At 56.6% G+C, this 20,512-nt stretch carries 21 protein-coding genes; 17 read left to right on the top strand and 4 right to left on the bottom strand.

Annotated features, from left to right (window positions below):
* Positions 1-518 precede the first annotated feature (518 nt).
* Positions 519-1,046: an inorganic diphosphatase gene (gene ppa / locus Q1L34_RS23810; protein ID WP_004857176.1), complete on the bottom strand. Its 528-nt coding sequence runs from the start codon at positions 1,044-1,046 to the stop codon at positions 519-521.
* Positions 1,047-1,449: 403 nt separating this feature from the next.
* Here ppa and ytfQ point away from each other — a divergent pair, with 403 nt between their 5' ends.
* The 4 genes from ytfQ to yjfF all read left to right on the top strand — a co-directional run bounded on the left by ytfQ (position 1,450) and on the right by yjfF (position 6,084).
* Positions 1,450-2,406, top strand: coding sequence for a galactofuranose ABC transporter, galactofuranose-binding protein YtfQ (ytfQ, locus tag Q1L34_RS23805; protein WP_004857179.1), 957 nt, complete (start codon positions 1,450-1,452; stop codon positions 2,404-2,406).
* A gap of 154 nt (positions 2,407-2,560) precedes the next feature.
* Positions 2,561-4,063 (top strand): galactofuranose ABC transporter, ATP-binding protein YtfR, encoded by a 1,503-nt coding sequence (gene ytfR / locus Q1L34_RS23800; RefSeq protein WP_004857182.1) that lies wholly within the window; start codon positions 2,561-2,563, stop codon positions 4,061-4,063.
* A 10-nt stretch (positions 4,064-4,073) separates the two neighbouring features.
* Entirely contained in the window at positions 4,074-5,099 is a 1,026-nt protein-coding gene (gene ytfT / locus Q1L34_RS23795; protein WP_088402677.1) for a galactofuranose ABC transporter, ATP-binding protein YtfT, read from the top strand.
* Positions 5,086-6,084 (top strand): galactofuranose ABC transporter, permease protein YjfF, encoded by a 999-nt coding sequence (yjfF, locus tag Q1L34_RS23790; protein ID WP_004857190.1) that lies wholly within the window; start codon positions 5,086-5,088, stop codon positions 6,082-6,084. Before ytfT ends, yjfF begins: the two co-directional genes overlap by 14 nt.
* 39 nt (positions 6,085-6,123) lie before the next feature.
* On the opposite strand, the gene fbp is transcribed toward yjfF, so the two are convergent.
* Complete coding sequence (gene fbp, locus Q1L34_RS23785; protein ID WP_004857193.1) at positions 6,124-7,122, bottom strand: class 1 fructose-bisphosphatase; 999 nt, start codon at positions 7,120-7,122, stop codon at positions 6,124-6,126.
* A gap of 175 nt (positions 7,123-7,297) precedes the next feature.
* On the opposite strand from fbp, the gene mpl reads away from it, so the two are divergent.
* Positions 7,298-8,671 (top strand): UDP-N-acetylmuramate:L-alanyl-gamma-D-glutamyl-meso-diaminopimelate ligase, encoded by a 1,374-nt coding sequence (mpl, locus tag Q1L34_RS23780; RefSeq protein ID WP_004857194.1) that lies wholly within the window; start codon positions 7,298-7,300, stop codon positions 8,669-8,671.
* A 67-nt stretch (positions 8,672-8,738) separates the two neighbouring features.
* Positions 8,739-9,260 carry a GNAT family N-acetyltransferase gene (locus Q1L34_RS23775; protein WP_134936960.1) on the top strand — a complete coding sequence of 174 codons (522 nt, stop codon included), beginning with the start codon at positions 8,739-8,741 and terminating at the stop codon, positions 9,258-9,260.
* A 58-nt stretch (positions 9,261-9,318) separates the two neighbouring features.
* On the opposite strand, the gene Q1L34_RS23770 is transcribed toward Q1L34_RS23775, so the two are convergent.
* Positions 9,319-10,527 (bottom strand): aldose 1-epimerase family protein, encoded by a 1,209-nt coding sequence (locus Q1L34_RS23770; RefSeq protein ID WP_044350421.1) that lies wholly within the window; start codon positions 10,525-10,527, stop codon positions 9,319-9,321.
* Positions 10,528-10,971: 444 nt separating this feature from the next.
* The gene (gene yjgA, locus Q1L34_RS23765) at positions 10,972-11,523 is read right to left on the bottom strand and encodes a ribosome biogenesis factor YjgA (RefSeq protein WP_004857200.1); all 552 of its coding nucleotides are present in this window, start codon (positions 11,521-11,523) and stop codon (positions 10,972-10,974) included.
* A gap of 95 nt (positions 11,524-11,618) precedes the next feature.
* Between yjgA and pmbA the strand changes: the two genes are divergently transcribed.
* From pmbA to Q1L34_RS23710, 11 genes are all read left to right on the top strand, one after another.
* A complete protein-coding gene (gene pmbA, locus Q1L34_RS23760) occupies positions 11,619-12,971 on the top strand; it encodes a metalloprotease PmbA (RefSeq protein ID WP_004857202.1) in 1,353 nt (450 codons plus the stop codon).
* A 106-nt stretch (positions 12,972-13,077) separates the two neighbouring features.
* On the top strand, positions 13,078-13,467 hold the full coding sequence (gene cybC, locus Q1L34_RS23755; protein ID WP_004857204.1) for a cytochrome b562: 390 nt from the start codon (positions 13,078-13,080) through the stop codon (positions 13,465-13,467).
* A gap of 311 nt (positions 13,468-13,778) precedes the next feature.
* Positions 13,779-14,117, top strand: coding sequence for a hypothetical protein (locus Q1L34_RS23750; RefSeq protein ID WP_015585305.1), 339 nt, complete (start codon positions 13,779-13,781; stop codon positions 14,115-14,117).
* An 11-nt stretch (positions 14,118-14,128) separates the two neighbouring features.
* Positions 14,129-14,491, top strand: coding sequence for an SFCGS family glycine-rich protein (locus Q1L34_RS23745; protein ID WP_004098072.1), 363 nt, complete (start codon positions 14,129-14,131; stop codon positions 14,489-14,491).
* A 2-nt stretch (positions 14,492-14,493) separates the two neighbouring features.
* Positions 14,494-14,793, top strand: coding sequence for a DUF4312 family protein (locus Q1L34_RS23740; RefSeq protein WP_004857212.1), 300 nt, complete (start codon positions 14,494-14,496; stop codon positions 14,791-14,793).
* Positions 14,794-14,814: 21 nt separating this feature from the next.
* Complete coding sequence (locus Q1L34_RS23735) at positions 14,815-15,591, top strand: DUF4311 domain-containing protein (protein WP_004857213.1); 777 nt, start codon at positions 14,815-14,817, stop codon at positions 15,589-15,591.
* A 13-nt stretch (positions 15,592-15,604) separates the two neighbouring features.
* Positions 15,605-16,246: a DUF4310 family protein gene (locus Q1L34_RS23730; protein ID WP_004857216.1), complete on the top strand. Its 642-nt coding sequence runs from the start codon at positions 15,605-15,607 to the stop codon at positions 16,244-16,246.
* A gap of 42 nt (positions 16,247-16,288) precedes the next feature.
* Positions 16,289-17,422, top strand: a complete 1,134-nt coding sequence (locus Q1L34_RS23725) for an amidohydrolase/deacetylase family metallohydrolase (RefSeq protein ID WP_004857218.1) — start codon at positions 16,289-16,291, stop codon at positions 17,420-17,422.
* Positions 17,406-18,524 carry a DgaE family pyridoxal phosphate-dependent ammonia lyase gene (locus tag Q1L34_RS23720; RefSeq protein ID WP_004857221.1) on the top strand — a complete coding sequence of 373 codons (1,119 nt, stop codon included), beginning with the start codon at positions 17,406-17,408 and terminating at the stop codon, positions 18,522-18,524. The genes Q1L34_RS23725 and Q1L34_RS23720 overlap by 17 nt, the downstream gene beginning before the upstream one ends.
* Positions 18,521-19,261 carry a 2-dehydro-3-deoxy-phosphogluconate aldolase gene (dagF, locus tag Q1L34_RS23715; protein ID WP_004857224.1) on the top strand — a complete coding sequence of 247 codons (741 nt, stop codon included), beginning with the start codon at positions 18,521-18,523 and terminating at the stop codon, positions 19,259-19,261. The genes Q1L34_RS23720 and dagF overlap by 4 nt, the downstream gene beginning before the upstream one ends.
* A gap of 77 nt (positions 19,262-19,338) precedes the next feature.
* Positions 19,339-20,490 carry a lactonase family protein gene (locus tag Q1L34_RS23710; RefSeq protein WP_004857227.1) on the top strand — a complete coding sequence of 384 codons (1,152 nt, stop codon included), beginning with the start codon at positions 19,339-19,341 and terminating at the stop codon, positions 20,488-20,490.
* Positions 20,491-20,512 lie beyond the last annotated feature (22 nt).

Here is a 20,512-nt window from a genome sequence, read left to right as displayed (position 1 = left end):
CGTTTGTTCCCCGGTGGCGCTGCGCTTGCCGGGGCTACGGGTAAGGGCCGGTGTTTGGGTTGGTTGCCCGGAGTGATGCCCTGGAGGCTGTGGCACTGGCATCGTTTATTCCCCGGTGGCGCTGCGCTTAGCGGGGCTACGGGTAAGGGCGGTGTTTGGGTTGGTTGCCCGGAGTAATGCCCTGGAGGCTGTGGCAGGCTGCGGCACTGGCACCGTTTGTTCCCCGGTGGCGCTGCGCTTACCGGGGCTACGGGTAAGGGCCGGTGTTTGGGTTGGTTGCCCGGAGTGATGCCCTGGAGGCTGTGGCAGGCTGCGGCACTGGCACCGTTTGTTCCCCGGTGGCGCTGCGCTTACCGGGGCTACGGGTAAGTGCGGTGTTTGGGTTGGTTGCCCGGAATGATGTCTGCGAGTATTTGTAGCCCGGGTAAGGCGTGAGCCGCCACCCGGGAAATGGCTCCGTGTCAGAAACAAAAACACCGCCCTGAGGCGGTGTTTTCGACAATCTGAGTGCGGCAGAATTACTTCTTAGCGCGCTCGAAGGAAGCAATGATTTCAGCTTTAGCCGCTTCAGCATTGTCCCAACCGTCAACTTTCACCCATTTGCCTTTTTCCAGGTCTTTGTAGTGCTCGAAGAAGTGGGTGATCTGTGCTTTCAGCAGTTCCGGCAGGTCGTTCACATCTTTGATGTGATCGTACTCTTTGCTCAGCTTGGTGTGCGGTACGGCAACCAGTTTCGCATCTTCACCAGATTCGTCGGTCATCTTCAGTACGCCAACCGGACGGCAGCGGATCACAGAGCCTGGCTCCAGCGGGTACGGCGTCGGGACCAGTACGTCAACCGGGTCGCCGTCCAGAGACAGGGTGTGGTTGATATAGCCGTAGTTGCACGGATAGAACATCGCAGTGGACATGAAGCGATCAACGAACAGCGCGCCGCTCTCTTTGTCGACTTCGTATTTGATTGGGTCTGCGTTAGCCGGGATCTCGATCACGACGTAGATGTCTTCCGGCAGATCTTTACCCGCAGGTACGTTGAGTAAGCTCATGTCTGTTTCCTTTAAAATGTATGGCAAACAAGTGCCTGGTATTATAGCCAACTCACATCGAATGTCTTGGCTTCTTTTTATTTTGCCCGCCGGTAATCAGTCTGAATTTCCCCCTGAAAAACAACCTGAAAATCCATAAACATAGCCGCATCCTGAATAAAACAATGTAACCGTTTACATTGCATCTGTTTGATTTCTCAACGTGCGCAAAATTTCACCTCATGCGTCGGCAGATGCGAGCTGCGGGAAGCCTTATCCGCTCTCAGCTGGATTAAATCACGGGAATTAACATTTAATTTACTTTTTCGAAGTGTGATGTAACGCATTCAGTTACATCACGAGTTGTCTATAGTTTGTCCGCAGATGACGGTTTAACCCAAAGTAACCCGATGAGGACCTTTTTATGTGGAAGCGCTTACTTCTTGTCACAGCAGTTTCCGCAGCTATGTCGTCTATGGCAATGGCTGCCCCTCTGACCGTAGGATTTTCGCAGGTCGGATCTGAATCCGGCTGGCGTGCGGCCGAAACCAACGTTGCGAAAGAGGAGGCCGCCAAACGCGGAATCACTCTGAAGATTGCCGACGGCCAGCAAAAACAGGAAAACCAGATTAAAGCCGTTCGCTCCTTTATCGCCCAGGGCGTTGACGCCATCTTTATCGCGCCAGTCGTGGCGACCGGCTGGGAACCGGTGTTGAAAGAGGCCAAAGAGGCCAAAATTCCGGTATTCCTGCTCGACCGCTCGATTGATGTCAAAGACAAAGATCTCTACATGACCACCGTCACCGCCAATAACGTGCTTGAAGGTCAGCTGATTGGTGACTGGCTGGTGAAAACGGTCGACGGCAAGCCGTGTAACGTGGTTGAGCTGCAGGGCACCGTTGGTGCCAGCGTAGCGATCGATCGTAAGAAAGGGTTTGCTGACGTTATCGCCAAAACGCCAAACATCAAAATCATTCGCTCTCAGTCCGGCGACTTTACCCGCAGCAAAGGCAAAGAGGTGATGGAGAGCTTTATTAAAGCGGAAAATAACGGCAAGAACATCTGCATGGTCTTTGCCCATAACGATGACATGGTTATTGGCGCGATTCAGGCCATTAAAGAAGCCGGGCTGAAACCGGGTAAAGATATCCTCACCGGCTCAATTGACGGCGTCCCGGATATTTATAAAGCGATGATGGCGGGGGAAGCGAACGCCAGCGTCGAGCTGACGCCAAATATGGCCGGCCCCGCATTTGATGCGCTGGAGAAATATAAAAAGGACGGCACGCTGCCAGAGAAGCTGACCATCACCAAATCGACGCTTTATCTGCCGGATACGGCGAAAGAAGAGCTCGAGAAGAAGAAAAACATGGGCTACTGAGTCCGTCGGGAGAAGCAATAACCAGGCGATGTGCCGCATCGCCTGAATGGCTCCCCGGCTAATGCTGGCGGTCCATCGATCCGCGCCTGTCGGTAGCCCGGTCAGCGTTGTGCGACCGGGAGCCGTCTTTCATCCTCTGAAGGTGAGACTGAATATGAACGCCGAGGTAAGCCAGGAAATCCTTCGCACGGAAGGGCTTAGCAAGTTTTTCCCCGGCGTCAAAGCGCTGGATAATGTCAATTTCAGTCTGCGGCGCGGTGAAATCATGGCGCTGCTGGGCGAAAACGGGGCGGGTAAATCCACATTGATTAAAGCCCTCACCGGCGTGTACCACGCCGATCGCGGGGCGATCTGGCTGGAGGGGCAGGAAATATCGCCGAAAAATACCGCTCATGCCCAGCAACTGGGCATCGGGACGGTTTATCAGGAGGTTAACCTGCTGCCAAACATGTCGGTGGCGGACAATCTGTTCCTCGGACGTGAACCCCGTCGTTTTGGCCTGCTACGGCGCAAAGAGATGGAAAAGCGCGCCACCGCGCTGATGGCCTCCTACGGTTTTTCCCTCGACGTTCGCGAACCGCTGAACCGCTTTTCGGTAGCGATGCAGCAGATCGTCGCGATTTGTCGGGCCATCGACCTGTCGGCCAGAGTGCTGATCCTCGATGAACCGACCGCCAGTCTGGACACCCAGGAAGTGGAGATGCTCTTCACCCTGATGCGCCAGCTGCGCGACGATGGCGTCAGCCTGATTTTCGTCACCCACTTCCTCGATCAGGTGTATGCCGTCAGCGACCGGATTACCGTTCTGCGCAACGGCGGTTTTGTCGGCTGCCGGGAAACCCGCGAATTGCCGCAGATCGAGTTAGTGAAGATGATGCTTGGCCGCGAGCTTGAGCACGATGCCCTGCATCGCGCGGGTCGTACTTTACTGAGCGACAAACCGGTCGCCGCCTTTGAGGGCTTTGGCAAGAAAGGCGTTATTGCGCCGTTTGACCTTCAGGTTCGTCCCGGCGAGATCGTCGGTCTGGCGGGACTGCTCGGATCCGGACGCACGGAAACTGCCGAGGTTATTTTCGGCATCAAACCGGCAGACAGCGGCACCGCGTGGATCAAAGGTAAAGCGCAGGGGCTGCGTTCGCCGCACCAGGCGTCAAGCCTGGGCATCGGCTTCTGTCCTGAGGATCGTAAAACCGACGGGATTATTGCCGCGGCATCGGTGCGGGAAAATATAGTCCTGGCGCTGCAGGCGCAGCGCGGCTGGCTGCGGCCGATTCCGCGACGCGAGCAAAATGACATTGCCGAACGCTTTATCCGCCAGCTCGGTATTCGCACCCCCAGCGCCGAACAGCCGATCGAATTTCTCTCCGGCGGCAATCAGCAGAAGGTGCTGCTTTCCCGTTGGCTGCTGACCAAACCGCAGTTCCTGATCCTCGATGAGCCGACGCGCGGGATCGATGTTGGCGCCCATGCGGAGATCATCCGCCTGATCGAAACCCTGTGCGCCGATGGTCTGGCGCTGCTGGTCATCTCCTCGGAGCTGGAAGAGCTGGTGGGCTATGCCGATCGGGTGATTATTATGCGCGATCGTAAGCAGGTAGCGGAGATCCCGCTAGCCGAGCTTTCTGTCCCGGCGATCATGAACGCTATTGCGGCATAAGGAGTAACCCATGATGCCTCGATCAGTTCCACAAACCGGCCAGCCAAAGCGGCGCTTCAGCTGGCCGAAAGGTATGCCGCAAATTATCGCCCTGATCCTCGTGCTGGTGGTGGATAGCTTCGTGGCGCCGCACTTCTTTCAGATTGTGTTACAGGACGGGCGCCTGTTCGGCAGCCCGATTGATATTCTCAACCGCGCGGCGCCGGTGGCGCTGCTGGCGATAGGTATGACGCTGGTGATTGCTACCGGCGGAATCGATCTGTCGGTTGGCGCGGTGATGGCGATTGCCGGCGCGACAGCGGCCTCGATGACCGTTGCCGGACACAGTCTGCCGGTGGTGCTGCTGGCCTCCGTGGCGGCGGGGGCGCTGGCGGGCTTATGGAACGGTATTCTGGTCGCGATCCTGAAGATCCAGCCTTTCGTGGCCACGCTGATTCTGATGGTTGCCGGGCGCGGCGTCGCGCAGCTGATTACCTCCGGGCAGATCGTGACCTTCGATTCACCGCACCTGGCCTGGCTCGGGAGCGGTTCGCTGCTGCTGTTGCCGACGCCGGTCCTGATCGCGGCCGCGACGCTGCTGCTGTTTTGGCTGTTCACCCGTAAAACGGCGCTGGGGATGTTTATCGAAGCGGTGGGGATCAACATTCGGGCAGCGAAAAACGCCGGCGTGAATACCCGGATTGTGGTGATGCTGGCCTATGTGCTGAGCGGTATCTGCGCGGCGATTGCCGGAATAATCGTGGCGGCAGACATTCGCGGTGCCGATGCCAATAACGCCGGGCTGTGGCTGGAGCTGGATGCCATCCTGGCGGTGGTGATCGGCGGCGGATCGCTGATGGGCGGGCGCTTTAACCTGCTACTTTCGGTGGTCGGAGCCCTGATCATCCAGGGAATGAATACCGGGATCCTGCTGTCGGGCTTCCCGCCGGAGATGAATCAGGTGGTGAAGGCGGTGGTGGTTCTGTGCGTATTGATCGTCCAGTCGCCGCGCTTTATTGGCTTACTGAAAGGAGTACGCGGCCATGATAAAACGTAATTTACCGTTGATGATCACCCTGGCCGTCTTTGTGCTGGGCTATCTGTACTGCCTGACCCAGTTTCCCGGCTTTGCTTCGACGCGGGTTATCTGCAACATCCTGACTGACAACGCCTTTCTGGGCATCATTGCCGTCGGCATGACCTTCGTGATCCTCTCCGGCGGGATCGATCTTTCGGTCGGGTCGGTTATCGCCTTCACCGGCGTGTTTCTGGCGAAGGCCATTGGTGCCTGGGGCGTCGATCCGCTGCTGGCATTCCCGCTGGTGCTGGCGATGGGCTGCGGGTTTGGTGCGCTGATGGGCTGGCTGATCGATGCGCTGAAAATCCCGGCGTTTATTATTACCCTCGCCGGGATGTTCTTTCTGCGCGGCGTCAGCTATCTGGTGTCCGAAGAGTCGATTCCTATCGATCATCCGCTGTATGACACCCTGTCCGGGCTGGCGTGGACGATTCCCGGCGGCGGACGTCTGAGCGCAATGGGGCTGCTGATGCTGCTGGTGGTGGTGGCGGGTATCTTTATGGCCCATCGCACCCGCTTCGGTAACCAGGTTTACGCCATCGGCGGTAGCGCGGTCTCGGCGAACCTGATGGGCATTTCGACCCGCAGTACGACCATTCGAATTTATATGCTGTCCACCGGGCTGGCGACGCTGGCGGGGATCGTGTTTTCTGTCTATACCCAGGCCGGGTATGCTCTCGCCGGCGTTGGCGTTGAGCTGGATGCGATCGCATCGGTGGTGATTGGCGGCACGCTGTTGAGCGGCGGCGTCGGGACGGTGCTGGGAACGCTGTTCGGGGTGGCGATTCAGGGGCTGATTCAGACCTACATTAACTTCGACGGCACCCTGAGCTCATGGTGGACAAAAATTGCCATCGGGATTTTGCTGTTTGTTTTTATCGCCTTGCAGCGTGGTCTGACGGTGCTGTGGGAAAACCGGCAGAACTCCCCGGTTACCCGGGTGAGCGGAACGGCGCATCGTTAGCGGAAAACTCCCCTCCCGAACGGGAGGGGAAGGGAAGCGTTACGCGTCCGGGAACTCTTTAATGAAGTTCTCGACGTCTTCAACCATATGGTTGTTGCCGACGAAGAAAGAACGACGCTGGTGCAGGCTGGTTGGGATGATATCGAGAATACGTTCTTTACCATCGCTGGCTTTACCGCCCGCCTGTTCCGCGAGGAACGCCATCGGGTTGCATTCGTACAGCAGGCGCAGCTTACCGTCCGGGTGGCTGGCGGTGCTCGGATACAGATAGATGCCGCCTTTCAGCAGGTTGCGGTGAAAATCCGCCACCAGCGAGCCGATATAGCGCGAGGTGTAGGGGCGCTGGGTTGCGCTATCTTCTTCCTGACAGAACTTGATGTACTTCTTCACGCCCATCGGGAACTTGATGTAGTTACCTTCGTTAATGGAGTAGGTGTTGCCTTTCTCCGGGAAGCGCATGCGCTCCTGAGAGAGGCAGAATACGCCAAGAGAAGGATCGTAGGTGAAGGCATGTACGCCGCAGCCGGTTGTATAGACCAGCATGGTGGAAGAGCCGTAAACCACATAGCCTGCCGCGACTTGCTTGCTGCCCGGCTGCAGGAAATCTTCAACGGTGACCGGTGTTCCAACCGGAGTTATGCGACGGTAGATGGAGAAGATAGTCCCGACGGAGACGTTAACGTCGATGTTAGAGGAGCCATCCAGAGGGTCCATGAGCACCACGTATTTCGCGTGTTCACAGCCTTCAAAGACGACGATCTCATCTTCTTCTTCGGAGGCAATCCCTGCCACGATATCGCGCGCTCGCAGTGCAGCTTTCAATTTTTCATTGGCGAACAGGTCGAGTTTTTGCTGTACCTCACCCTGGACGTTTTCAGCACCGCTGGCACCCAGGATATCGACCAGACCGGCCTTGTTGATATCGCGGTGGATGATCTTGGCGCCTAACTTTATCGCCGACAACAAAGCAGTAAGCTCGCCGGTTGCGTGGGAGAACTCGTGTTGCTTTTCGACAATAAATTCACCTAACGTTTTCATAACCCGTTCCCTGCATGTTTATGTGAAGTAAAACGAACGCAACAATCTTAACAAAGAATAAAAAAAATACGCACAGGTGAATCGCGCCAGCAAAAAACGGATTCGCCTGAAATGCATTTCTCTGATGCCGTACATATGGGTAAAATGTGCCCCAGATTAAAAAGGGAAACGACGAATGCGCATTCATATTTTAGGTATCTGTGGCACGTTTATGGGAGGACTGGCGATGCTGGCTCGTTCTCTCGGTCATGAGGTAACGGGGTCGGATGCTAACGTCTATCCGCCAATGAGTACCCTGCTGGAAAACCAGGGCATCGATTTGATTCAAGGCTATGATGCCAGCCAGCTGGAGCCCCGGCCGGACCTGGTGATCATCGGTAATGCAATGACCCGCGGCAATCCGTGCGTCGAAGCGGTACTGGAAAATAACATTCCGTATATGTCCGGCCCGCAGTGGCTGCATGATTTCGTCCTGCGCGATCGCTGGGTTCTGGCGGTTGCCGGTACCCACGGGAAAACCACCACCGCGGGAATGGCGACATGGATCCTTGAAGCCTGTGGCTATAAGCCTGGTTTCGTGATCGGCGGCGTACCGGGTAACTTCGATGTTTCCGCCCGTCTGGGCGACAGCCCGTTCTTCGTTATCGAAGCCGATGAGTATGACTGTGCCTTCTTCGATAAACGTTCCAAATTTGTCCACTACTGCCCGCGTACGCTGATCCTCAATAACCTTGAATTCGATCATGCGGATATCTTTGACGACCTGAAAGCGATTCAGAAACAGTTCCATCATCTGGTGCGAATTGTGCCGGGTAAAGGCAAAATTATCCTGCCGGAAAACGACATCAATCTGAAACAGACGATGGCGATGGGCTGCTGGAGCGAGCAGGAGCTGGTGGGCGAGCAGGGCCACTGGCAGGCGAAGAAGCTCAACGCCGATGCTTCGCAGTGGGAAGTCTGGCTGGACGGCGAGAAAGCCGGGGAAGTGAAGTGGGATCTGGTCGGTGAACACAACATGCATAACGGCCTGATGGCGATTGCCGCGGCTCGTCATGTTGGCGTGCTGCCGGCCGATGCCGCCAATGCGCTGGGCGGTTTTATCAACGCACGTCGCCGCCTTGAGCTGCGCGGCGAAGCCAACGGCGTGACCGTGTATGACGATTTCGCCCATCATCCGACGGCGATCCTGGCGACGCTGCAGGCGCTGCGCGGTAAAGTCGGCGGAACCGCGCGAATCCTCGCGGTACTGGAGCCGCGCTCCAACACCATGAAAATGGGGGTGTGCAAAGACGATCTGGCGCCGTCCTTGGGCCGTGCCGACGAAGTGTTCCTGCTGCAGCCGCAGCACATTCCGTGGCAGGTTGCGGAAGTGGCGGACGCCTGCGTGCAGCCTGCGCACTGGAGCGCCGATGTCGATGTCCTGGCCGATATGGTGGTCAAAACCGCGCACCCGGGCGATCATATTCTGGTGATGAGCAACGGTGGTTTTGGCGGCATTCATCAGAAGCTGCTCGATAAGCTGGCCAGCAAAGCCGCCGCAGCGGAATAACTGCGCGGCCTGTCCCGTTCTGCCCTCCGCGCGAGGGCAGATCTCCTTTTGTGACTCTGGATTTGTCATGCTCACAGCGAAAAAAATCACCGCTATCGACTCGGTTTATTTTTCTGCCGTTGATGCGCTGTACGTCAAAGCGTTTCCGTGGCATGAACAGCGAGAACCGGCGGCAAAGCAGCAGGCGCTGCGCGATCCGCGCTATGCGCTGGAAGCGTGGTTTGACGGGGAACTCTTTATTGGCCTGAGCGGCTGCTGGCAGTTTAGCGGCTACAGCTATATTGAACATCTGGCGATTGACGATACGCTGCGCTCTCGCGGCTATGGCAAACGCCTGCTGGCCGGGATCCTTGAACGCGCGCCGTTGACCATTCTGGAAATCGACCCGTTAACCAGCGACATTGCCCATAAGCGGCTGCGTTTTTATGAAACGATGGGTTTTCGCGCCAGTTCGTGGCCGCATTCTCACCCAAGCTATCATGCCGGCATCGCCGATCATGCATTGCTGGTGCTGGGCTACCCTCAGGCGGTTGATGAAGCGCAGTATCGGCGTTTTGCTGAGGATTTACGTCAGGTGGTGATGGCGTAGGCAGGCTGCCCGGGTCCGACGCGTTGGCCGCAACCCGGGGCATGCTTCAGGTGTTAAATTACTCCTTCGCGATAGGCGTTTCGTCTTCTGCCACTTTGGTATCACCCTGAATTGCGGCAATTTTCTTCTCAACGTCGGCAACCTGTTCGCTGCTGTGCAGCAGTGTATAGGTCAGGTCAAACTGCGTGCTGGCTCCTGGCTGAAGCTGTTTCACGCGTTTCTGTTCGCGCTCAATGGTGACCGGATAGGCATAGCTGGTGCCCGGCTCAATACCGGTGACGTAGCCCTGTTTTACGCTGTCGGTGTTTTTCCACAGCGTCAGCACCGGTAGCTGGCGGGTATCAAACTGAATTGACGCCCCTTTATCTCCCGCCTTGTTAACCACCGCGGCCAGGGTCTGGTGGTTGTCATCCGCCAGCGGCTGAATATTGAATACCATCTCGTCGAACCCTTTGGTCGGCCCGGCGTAGGTTTGCCAGGTCTTCAGGCCCGCTTTGGCATAGTCGTTGAACGGACTGATGCTGGACATAGGTGCCAGAAAACGCGCTCCCTCTTCCAGAATCGGCGTACCGAAGTTGCTGTGATAAATGATCTGGTAATCATGCGGGTAATCCGCGTGGTTGGTTAAGACATCATGCAGGCTGAAGCTGTTGCTGCCGGGGACATAGCGCAGTTCGGTCATGGTCTGCAAATCGGCTTTTTTGAAGGTGCTCTCTTTCACCAGCCCGCGAATGCGGATCTCATACGGGGCGGTATCCGCCACTTCGACTTCCACCTGCGATGCCGGCGTATTCCCGGCTTTACCGTGCAGGGTATAAATTTGCCCGTCAGCAGCGACCGGGTGGCCGGTCCACTCATAGCCGCAGCGCACCATCATCTCATTGAAACCTTCCAGCCAGCCCAGCCCGTTCCGGCTTTCGAGGTTGATAAAGGCCGGATTGACGACCTCTTTCACCGGTGAATCCCAGCCCATTCGCGTGCCGAAACCTTCAATTTTCAGCAGGTTCATGCCCCGGGTCGGGCTGAGGGCGATAGTCAGGCCATCTTTACTGCGGATGACCAGAATTTTACTGCCTTCCTGTTTGCCGCCGTGGAGGACTTTTTGCTCAATGCTGAAATCGCGATCTTTTATCTTCAGCTGATCGCTTGTTATCTGCCAGTTTCCTTTGTCAGTGCCGCTTTCAGCGCTTGTCAGCACCCACGTTTTCGCCGCTACCTGACCAGAAATAAGCATGGAAATGGCCGTCAAAATCAGAGTTTTTTTCATTTTTCATCCCTTTTGCTGAATCGATTGTGTTTCCGATGAAGGAAATCTAATTGCAAGTGGCCGATTAAAACGTGAAGTGCCTCACCTGGTGAGTAAATGCGCATTTTTAAATTTTTAAATGCGATAAATATCGCTTTTTATAAGCAACATGAAATTAATTCGACTTTAAATATGTGAATTTAAGCATCATTAGCTTTAACGATTCAGCTTTTTGGGGAATGGTAAAAACCGGGCGAACGCCAGGGCGGTAATCAGGAAACAGGAAACAGGAAACAGGAATGAGGAATCAGGAATGAGGAATCAGGAATGAAGGTGAGGGCGCGCGTAGAGAGCGGATATTCCCGGCGAGGCTATCGCTTGCCGGGCTACAGGTACAGCGTTATCCGGTAGCCCGGACAGGCGCAAAGCGCCGCCTCCGGGAAAATCTGACGGGCAAACGCGGAGTTAGCTTTCGCCTTCAGCCAGTTCACGCAGATACTGGAAGATCAGGCGCGCGGATTTCGGCGGCTTGTTGCCTTCTTTCTCTTTTTTGGCGTTACGGATAAGCGAACGCAGCTGCTGACGATCGGCGTCAGGCCACAGGTTTAACACTTCCGGGACCGCATCATCACCCTCTTCAATCAGGCGATCGCGAATCATTTCCAGCTTATGGAACAGCGCAACCTGCTGGTTGTGACGGTTCTTCAGCTTGTCCAACGCCTGGCGAATCGGATCGACATCGCGGCTGCGCAGCATTTTACCAATCAGCTGCATCTGGCGGCGGCGACCCTCTTTCTTGATACGTTGGGCGAGTTCAATGGCGTCGCGCAGGTCGCTATCGAGCGGGATTTTATCCAGCGCGTTTTTTCCCAGCTCAACCATTTCAGCGCCAAGACGCTTCAGTTCTTCCGCGTCACGTTTAATTTCACTTTTACTGACCCAGATAATTTCATCGTCTTCATCTTCAACGTCATCACCGGGCACGTCGTCGAGCCAGTCATCGGGCTGCTTAGTCATCTCAGGCTCCTTAAAAAAAGAGGCTAATGTTACCAGTTAAGGCGCGCACTGAAAAACGGTTCTCTGTTAGACTTCACTTAACACCTTCCTACATTATGGCATTAGCGATGAAAGTCATCTCTCAAGTTGCACAACAGCGCAAGACGCTGGAAGAGGCCGTGACCACGGCGCTGGAACTGGCGGCAGGCAAATCAGACGGTGCGGAAGTCTCCGTCAGCAAAACCACCGGCATCAGCGTCAGCACCCGCTACGGCGAGGTGGAGAACGTAGAATTTAATAGCGATGGTGCGTTAGGCATCACCGTTTATCATCAGAACCGCAAGGGAAGCGCCTCTTCAACCGATCTGAGCCCGCAGGCGATAGCCCGCACGGTACAGGCGGCACTGGATATTGCCCGCTATACCTCCCCGGATCCGTTTGCCGGCGTGGCGGATAAAGAGCTGCTGGCCTTTGACGCCCCGGATCTTGACCTGTTCCATCCGGCGGAAGTGACTCCGGATCAGGCAATCGAGCTGGCCGCGCGCGCGGAACAGGTCGCTCTGCAGGCGGATAAACGCATTACCAATACCGAAGGCGGCAGCTTCAATAGCCATTACGGCATTAAAGTGTTCGGCAACAGCCACGGCATGTTGCAGAGCTACTGCTCAACTCGCCATTCGCTCTCCAGCTGCGTTATCGCGGAAGAGAACGGCGATATGGAGCGCGATTACGCTTACACCATTGGCCGTGCGCTCGAAGATTTGCATACCCCGGAGTGGGTCGGTGACGAATGCGCCCGCCGCACCCTGTCGCGCCTGGCGCCGCGTAAACTCTCGACGATGAAAGCACCGGTTATCTTTGCCAACGAAGTCGCCACCGGGCTGTTTGGTCACCTGGTCGGTGCTATCGCCGGCGGCGCGGTCTATCGCAAATCCACTTTCCTGCTCGACTCCCTCGGCCAGCAGATTCTGCCGGAGTGGCTGACGATTGAAGAGCATCCGCATCTGCTGAAAGGACTGGCCTCGACGCCGTTCGACAGCGAAGGCGTGCGCACGGAACGTCGTGACATTATTAAAGACGGCGTGCTGACGCAGTGGCTACTGACCAACTACTCGGCGCGCAAGCTGGGCATGAAGAGCACCGGACACGCGGGCGGCATTCATAACTGGCGGATTAACGGCCGCGGTTTGAGTTTTGAAAAGTTGCTTAAAGAGATGGGCACCGGACTTGTCGTCACCGAATTGATGGGGCAGGGTGTCAGTGGCGTGACCGGCGATTATTCGCGCGGCGCTTCTGGCTTCTGGGTTGAGAATGGTGAAATTCAGTATCCGGTAAGCGAAATTACCATCGCCGGCAATTTGAAAGATATGTGGCGTAATATCGTGACCGTGGGTGACGATATTGAAACGCGTAGCAATATCCAGTGCGGTTCCGTGCTGTTGCCTGAGATGAAAATCGCCGGACAGTAATAGCGGATTATCCCCACTATTCACCATCCAGTTTGCAGAATAATCTGTACAGAAGGGCGCTCCCTGCGGCGCCCGTTTGCTTAAATAATAAAAAAGGATGTGAGCAATGCGTAAAAAACTGTTAGCAATGCTGGCCGTCTCCGCCCTTACGATGGGGTCTGTTTCGGCATTCGCCGCTGAACTGGGCGAAGATATGGATACTATCGCGCAAAACCTGCAGGTGGTGCAGAAGACCTCCGATGCGGGCGAACTGAAAGCGGCATTGACGAAGATGCGCGGTGCCGCCGTGGATGCGCAGCAAGCCACCCCGCAGAAGCTGGAAGGCAAAGCGGCGGACAGTGCGGAAATGAAAGACTATCGTCACGGTCTGGATATTCTGATTGGTCAGATTGACGGTGCGCTGAAGCTGGCGGAGGAAGGTAAAGTAAAAGAGGCGCAGGCTGCCGCTGAAGGGTTCAAAACAACCCGTAATACCTACCATCAGAAATACCGTTAACGTCTGTTACAGGAGGTTTCTGTCGAGACCTCCTGCTTGTCTCCCGCGATAAAACCCTGCTGGCATCACACTTTTCCCTTTTTCTTTTCCGCTTATTCAGGCAACGGCAACCGCCAACGCAATGATTTTCTTGTGATGCTCATCACGTGATTTCGCCCAAAACGTCCTCTCCGCGACAGTTTCACGTCGATTATGTGCAATAGATCACGCATGCCGTCCGCCTTTCCACTTCGAAGTGGAAAACAACTCGCTACAAACTCCTTCCCCCCGGCGCTAGTTTTATCCCCAGAGACATCAACGGGGTAACACAAGTGAATAACGGAGCGGTAATAAACGACGTAGGGGAACAGGCAAAGCAAACGGAGCAGTTGGCTGAGAAGATGCTGCCACGGGTTTATGCACTGTTAAGCCGTCGCAATATCATCCCCAACGCCGTCCAGGAGCAGATGCTGACTTCCCACGTGCGGGCGATGGCCCACCGGTCGATTAGCGGCGAGCCGCTGCCGGAAGTGGATGCCAGCCTGTTTGAAGAAATTTCAGAAGATTCAATGATGCTGGCCCGCGAAGTGGTCGCGGAATTCGGCAACCTGCCAGAAGAAGAGTCCTGGCTGCTGTCCGTCCACTTCGAAGTAGCAAAAGACAACCTGTAAGGAGCAATAAAATGGAACAGATTACTGTGGTAATTGGCGACCGCCTGGGTAAAGGGCAAAAAGTGGCCGCTGGCGCGGAAAAAGCCGGTGCTCGTGCTGTTGTTGTACCGGGTGTTGCCGCCGATATGAAGCTCGGCGACATGATGAAAGCAGAAAACGCCACCTTCGGCATCTCCTTCTGCGGCAGCGGCGGCGCAGGCGCCATCACTGCGCAGAACAAGCACGGCTACAAGGCAAAATATGGCATGCGCTCCGTTGATGAAGGCGTGACTGCGATCAACGAAGGCTACAACGTACTGGGTTTCGGCTTTATGGATAAAGAAGAGCTGGGCGAGCGCCTGGTGGAAGCCTGGAAAAAGAAATACGGCGCGTGAGCATGAAAGAGCAATTCACCACGACGGTGAGCGTGAAGGGTAAAGGCGAAAGCAAAGCACGGGCCTTCGCCGACGCCCTGAGCCATGTACAGGCAGCGGTGATGAAAACCTCGCCGCATATCTTACTGCGTATTGAGCCACAGGATGTGAAGGTTGTTCGTGCGCATGAAGCGACGCGCAAAGAAGCGTTTCTGTTCTTCTTTTTGCGTCGTGAACGACGGACCTACAGCGTGGAGCTGGATGTCACCGTCAACGTGACGGCCATTAATGTCGATAAAGTGGATTTCGTCACGCAAACCTGAATTTCATCATAGGGTTAAACTATGTTCCTGATAATTTTAATAAAATCGCTCATTATCGGCGGCCTGGTCGGCGTCGGAGTGGGCGCCGGAGCGGCACGCATGTTTCATGCGCCTACCACCCAGGGGATGGGGGCGTTTCGTACCTTGGGCGAGCTGAATTCCTGCGAAGGCGATCCGGCTTCTCACTTCTCCTTTGGTCTGGGATTCTTCTTTAACGCCTGGGCCTCTTCCGTTGCAGCAGGCTCATTCACCCAGGACGTCGATCACCGCATTATCCCGAACTGGGGCGCGGCGGCATTGATGTTGAAAAATCGTAACGTCGGCGAAACGCTGCACGATCCGAAGAAAATGGCGATTGCCTGCGGCATCATCGGCATGCTGGTGGTCGCCTTCTTAAACCTGACCGCCTCTTCCGTACCGGAAGCGCTGCAGGTCACCGCGGTGAAGGTGCTGGTCCCGGCGGCCAACCTGCTGGTTAACACCGTAATGCCGGTTATCTTCTGGCTGGCAGCCATCGACGCCGGTAAAAAATCGGGCTTCTGGGCCACTATTTTCGGCGGCGCGGCGCAGCTGATTATGGGCAACGCCGTACCGGGCCTGGTACTGGGGATCCTGATCGGTAAAGGCGTAGAAGAGAGCGGCTGGAACCGCGTCACCAAAGTGATGATGTCCGCCATTATTGCGCTGTTTGTCCTGAGCGCCTTCTTCCGCGGCTTTGACATTAAGACACTGCAATCCTTCCATCTGACCGTGCCGAACTGGTTGGATCTGATCCACAACTCGCTCAGCGGCAAATAACAGGAGCCTCTAAATGGAACAGAATAAAGGTTTTTGGTATGCCGACTGGTCGTTTCCGATTTTTGTTGGTCTGCTTTCGTCCGGTGTTTTCGCCGGGACCCACATGTATTACCTCTACGGCATCGGCGCATTTAACGAAGTGGCCTTCGTGGCCATGCTGAAAGCGGGTATTGATACCGGCGCTTATGGCGCGGTAGCCGCGTTCGGCGCCAGCTTCCTCTTCGCCCGTATTATCGAAGGTTCGCTGGTCGGGATCCTCGATATCGGCGGCGCGATTCAGACCGGCGTCGGTCTTGGCGTTCCGGCGCTGCTGCTCGGGGCTGGTATTGTCTTCCCGGTGGCGAACTTTGCCGCCTCGCTGGCGACCGGTCTCGCGCTGGGCCTGGCGATTGGCTACATCATTATTCTGGCGCGTAAGTTCACCATCAATCAGAGCGACTCCACCTACGGTGCCGATGTGATGATGGGGGCCGGTAACGCCTCGGGCCGTTTCCTCGGGCCGTTGATTATCCTCAGCGCCATGACCGCCTCAATTCCTATCGGTATCGGTTCTTTGGTCGGCGCGCTGCTGTTCTACATCTGGCAGAAGCCGATCACCGGCGGCGCCATCCTCGGCGCAATGATTTTAGGTTCGCTATTCCCGGTAGCGCTGTGACACCAACGGGCGCCTATGCGCCCGCCTTAACAGGAGATACGTATGTTTGATTTACTCCTGCGCCGTGCGCGCCTCGTCGACGATACCCTGACCGATATCGCCATCCAGGACGGAAAAATTGCCGCGCTGGGCGAGATTAGCGCGTCTGCGCGCAAAACCGTCGATCTGCATGGTAATTATTATGTCAGCGCCGGCTGGATTGATTCCCACGTTCACTGCTACCCGAAGTCACCGATTTATCATGACCAGCCGGACAGCATCGGTATTGCTACCGGCGTCACCACCGTGATTGATGCCGGGAGCACCGGTGCAGACGATGTCGATGACTTTTATCAGCTGACCCGCGAAGCGGCTACCGACGTTTATGCGCTGCTCAATATCTCCCGCGTCGGGCTGATTGCCCAGAACGAGCTGGCCAATATGGCCAACATTGACGCGGATGCGGTGAAGCAGGCGGTCGCACGCCACCCGGATTTTATCGTCGGCCTGAAGGCGCGCATGAGCAGCAGCGTTGTCGGCGAGAACGGAATTACGCCGCTGGAGCGGGCGAAAGCCATCCAGCGGGAAAACGGCGATCTGCCGCTGATGGTGCATATCGGCAACAACCCGCCGAACCTCGACGAAATCGCCGAACGGCTCAGCGCAGGCGACATCATTACCCACTGCTATAACGGCAAACCGAACCGCATCCTGACGCCAGAAGGTGAGCTGCGCAGCGCGATTACCCGCGCGCTGCAGCGCGGCGTGCGGCTTGATGTCGGCCACGGTACCGCCAGCTTCAGCTTCGAAGTGGCCCGACGGGCCATTGCGATGGGCATTCTGCCGCACAGCATCAGTTCCGATATTTACTGCCGCAACCGTATTGACGGCCCGGTTCGCTCGCTGGCGCTGGTGATGTCGAAGTTCCTCGCCATCGGCATGACGCTGCCGCAGGTCATTGATTGTGTCACCGTGAATGCCGCGAGTGGGCTGCGCCTGAAGAGCAAAGGGCAGCTGGCCGTGGGCTATGATGCCGATTTAACGCTGTTTACCGTGCAGCATGCGCCGACGTTACTGGTCGACGCGGAAAAAGAGAGCCTGCAGGCTGACAATATTCTGGTGCCGCTTGCCGCGATTCGCGCAGGCAAGGGCTATCTGACCGAACAAGGGAGCGCGGAAAATGCCTTCGATTTTTGAAAAATACCATCTCAAGCAAGTCATCAATACCTCCGGCCGCATGACGGCGCTGGGTGTCTCCACTCCGCGTCCGGAAGTGGTGGAGGCGGTGATGAGCGGCATGAATCACTATTTCGAAATCAAAGACCTGGTGAATAAAACCGGGGAATACATTGCGCAGCTGCTGGATGTGGAGGGGGCGACCGTCGTCTCCTGCGCCTCGGCGGGGATCGCGCAGTCGGTCGCGGCGGTGCTGGTGAAAGACAGCAGCTGGCTGCTGGAGAATCTGCACGTTACGCCGATTGAGAACAATGAAATCGTGCTGCCGAAAGGCCACAACGTCAACTTTGGCGCGCCGGTGGGTTCGATGGTCGCGCTGGGCGGCGGTAAGCTGGTGGAGGCGGGCTACGCCAACGAATGTTCCGCTGACCAGCTGGCGGCAGCGATTACCCCGCGCACCGCGGCGATTCTGTATATCAAATCTCACCACTGCGTGCAGAAAAGCATGCTCAGCGTAGAGCAGGCGGTGGTCGTGGCGCGCAAACATAACCTGCCGCTGATCGTCGATGCGGCGGCAGAAGAAGACCTGCAATGCTACTACCGGGCCGGGGCTGACCTGGTGATTTACAGCGGCGCGAAAGCGATTGAAGGGCCGACCAGCGGTCTGGTGGTGGGGAAAACTCAGTACGTTGAGTGGGTGAAACGCCAGTCGGCGGGTATTGGTCGGGCGATGAAGGTAGGTAAAGAGGGGATCCTCGGTCTGACCTGCGCGATTGAACACTATCTGCTGGCGCGTAAAGAGAGCGGTGATGAGATGGTTGCCAAAATGACGCCGTTCATTAACCAGCTGAACACGCTTAATGGCGTCACCGCCCGTGTTGTCTGGGACAGCGCCGGCCGTGATATCGCCCGTAGCGAAATCAAATTTGATGAAGCCGTTACCGGCATCGCCACCGGCGAACTGGTGGACGCGCTGAAACAGGGCGAATACGCCATCTATTTCCGCGGCTATAAGGCCAACGAAGGGATTATTGAAGCCGATGTTCGCAGCGTGAACGCACAGCAGCTGGAGATTGTCTCTCGTCGCATCGCCGAGGTTCTGAACAAGGAGAAAAACGCATGAAACTGACCCCCAACTTTTACCGCGATCGGGTATGTCTGAACGTTCTGGCGGGTAGCAAAGACAACGCCCGCGAGATCTACGAGGCGGCGGAAGGTCACGTTCTGGTTGGCGTGCTCTCCAAAAACTACCCGGACGTGGCGAGCGCGGTGGCGGATATGCGTGAATATGCGCAGCTCATCGATAACGCACTCTCAGTAGGGCTGGGAGCGGGCGATCCGAACCAGTCGGCTATGGTCAGCGAAATCTCGCGTCAGGTACAGCCGCAGCACGTCAATCAGGTGTTCACCGGCGTCGGCGCCAGCCGTGCGCTGCTCGGGCAGAACCAGACCGTGGTCAACGGCCTGGTGTCGCCGACCGGCACACCGGGTAAGGTTAAGATCTCGACCGGGCCGCTGAGCAGCGGCGCAGCGGACGGCATTGTGCCGCTGGAAACCGCCATCGCCCTGCTGAAGGATATGGGCGGCAGCTCAATCAAATACTTCCCGATGGGGGGCCTGAAACACCGCGATGAGTTCGTCGCAGTGGCACAGGCCTGCGCCCGCCATGATTTCTGGCTGGAGCCGACCGGCGGCATCGATCTGGAAAACTACAGTGAAATTTTGCAGATCGCGCTGGACGCGGGCGTCAGCAAAATTATTCCGCACATTTATAGCTCGATTATTGATAAAGCCAGTGGCAATACCCGTCCGGCGGACGTTCGCCAGCTGCTGGAGATGACCAAAGCTCTCGTCAAATAGGTTTGCTGTCCCGCCGCACGCGTTGCTTTGTGAGAGACGCGTGCGGAAACCCCCCATCGAACCATCAAGGAGTCACTATGCCCACCGCTCGTCACCTGCTTGTTGCTTCACTTTCTCTGTTGGCTGCCACCGCCTCCGCGCAAACGCATTATGCCTGGGTCGGTACCTACAACCCGAATGGCGAAGGCCTCTACCGGTTTACCGTCGACGGTAAAACCGGCGCGCTGCGCGATAAGGCCCTGGTCAGCTCGCTGCCGAATGTGGCCCAGCTCACCGTATCGCATGATGGTAAAACCCTGTATGCCGCCAGCGAAGTGGAAAAAGGGGTGGTACAGGCGTGGCGGATTGAAGCCAACGGTGAGCTAACCGCTCTCAATCAGGTCTCTTCGGCGGGGGCCGGGCCGGTCTATCTGTCGCTGACACCGGACGGTCGTCATCTGCTGGTGGCAAACTATGTCAGCGGAACGGTGGCGGTGCTGCCGATCAAAGACGATGGCAGCCTCGGCGAGGCGGTTGATAGCCATCAGGATCAGGGCCCTGCCGGCGCAGAACGGCCGGCTGCGGCCGCCGAGGGGAGCTTTGCTATCAGCGATCATAACGGTCCCCATGCCCATATGATCGCCGCCGATCCGAGCGGGAAATATGTTTATTCTACCGATCTGGGGCTGGATCGGATCTATCAGTACCGGCTGGACAACGGCAGCGGCAAGCTCACGCCGAACGATCCGCCGTTTATCGCCGCCTCTTCTGCCGGCGCCGGACCGCGGCATTTTGTCTTTACGCCGAAAGGGGATGGTCTGTGGCTGATTAATGAAGAATCCTCGACGCTGACGTTCTATCATCTTGATAAGAAAAGTGGGCTGTTGCGCGAGGGCAAAACGGTCTCCGCGTTACCGCAAGCGTATAAAGGCACCAGTTTCGCGGCGGGGCTGGCGCTGAGCGCCGACGGAAAACAGCTGTATGTCGCCAACCGTTTACATAACAGCATTGCGCACTTTAGCGTGATGGCCGACGGCAGCCTGAGTCACCAGGAAGATATCTGGACCCGCGGCGACTACCCCCGCACGCTGACGCTGGATAATCAGGGGCAGTGGCTGTACGTCATGAACCAGCGTAGCGATAATATTACCCGTTTTAGCGTGGCGCCTCAGAGCGGTAAGCTGACCTTTGCCCCGGACTACACCCCGGTAGGCAGCCCATCACAGATGGTGATATCCGCTCAACCTTGAGCCGTAAGATGAAGGAACTGAC

This window comes from Klebsiella ornithinolytica, assembly GCF_030505655.1.
GTDB classification, from domain to species: Bacteria; Pseudomonadota; Gammaproteobacteria; order Enterobacterales; family Enterobacteriaceae; genus Klebsiella; species Klebsiella ornithinolytica.
The sequence above is the reverse complement of the archived record's forward strand: the minus strand, read 5'-3'. Positions and strand labels throughout refer to the sequence as shown.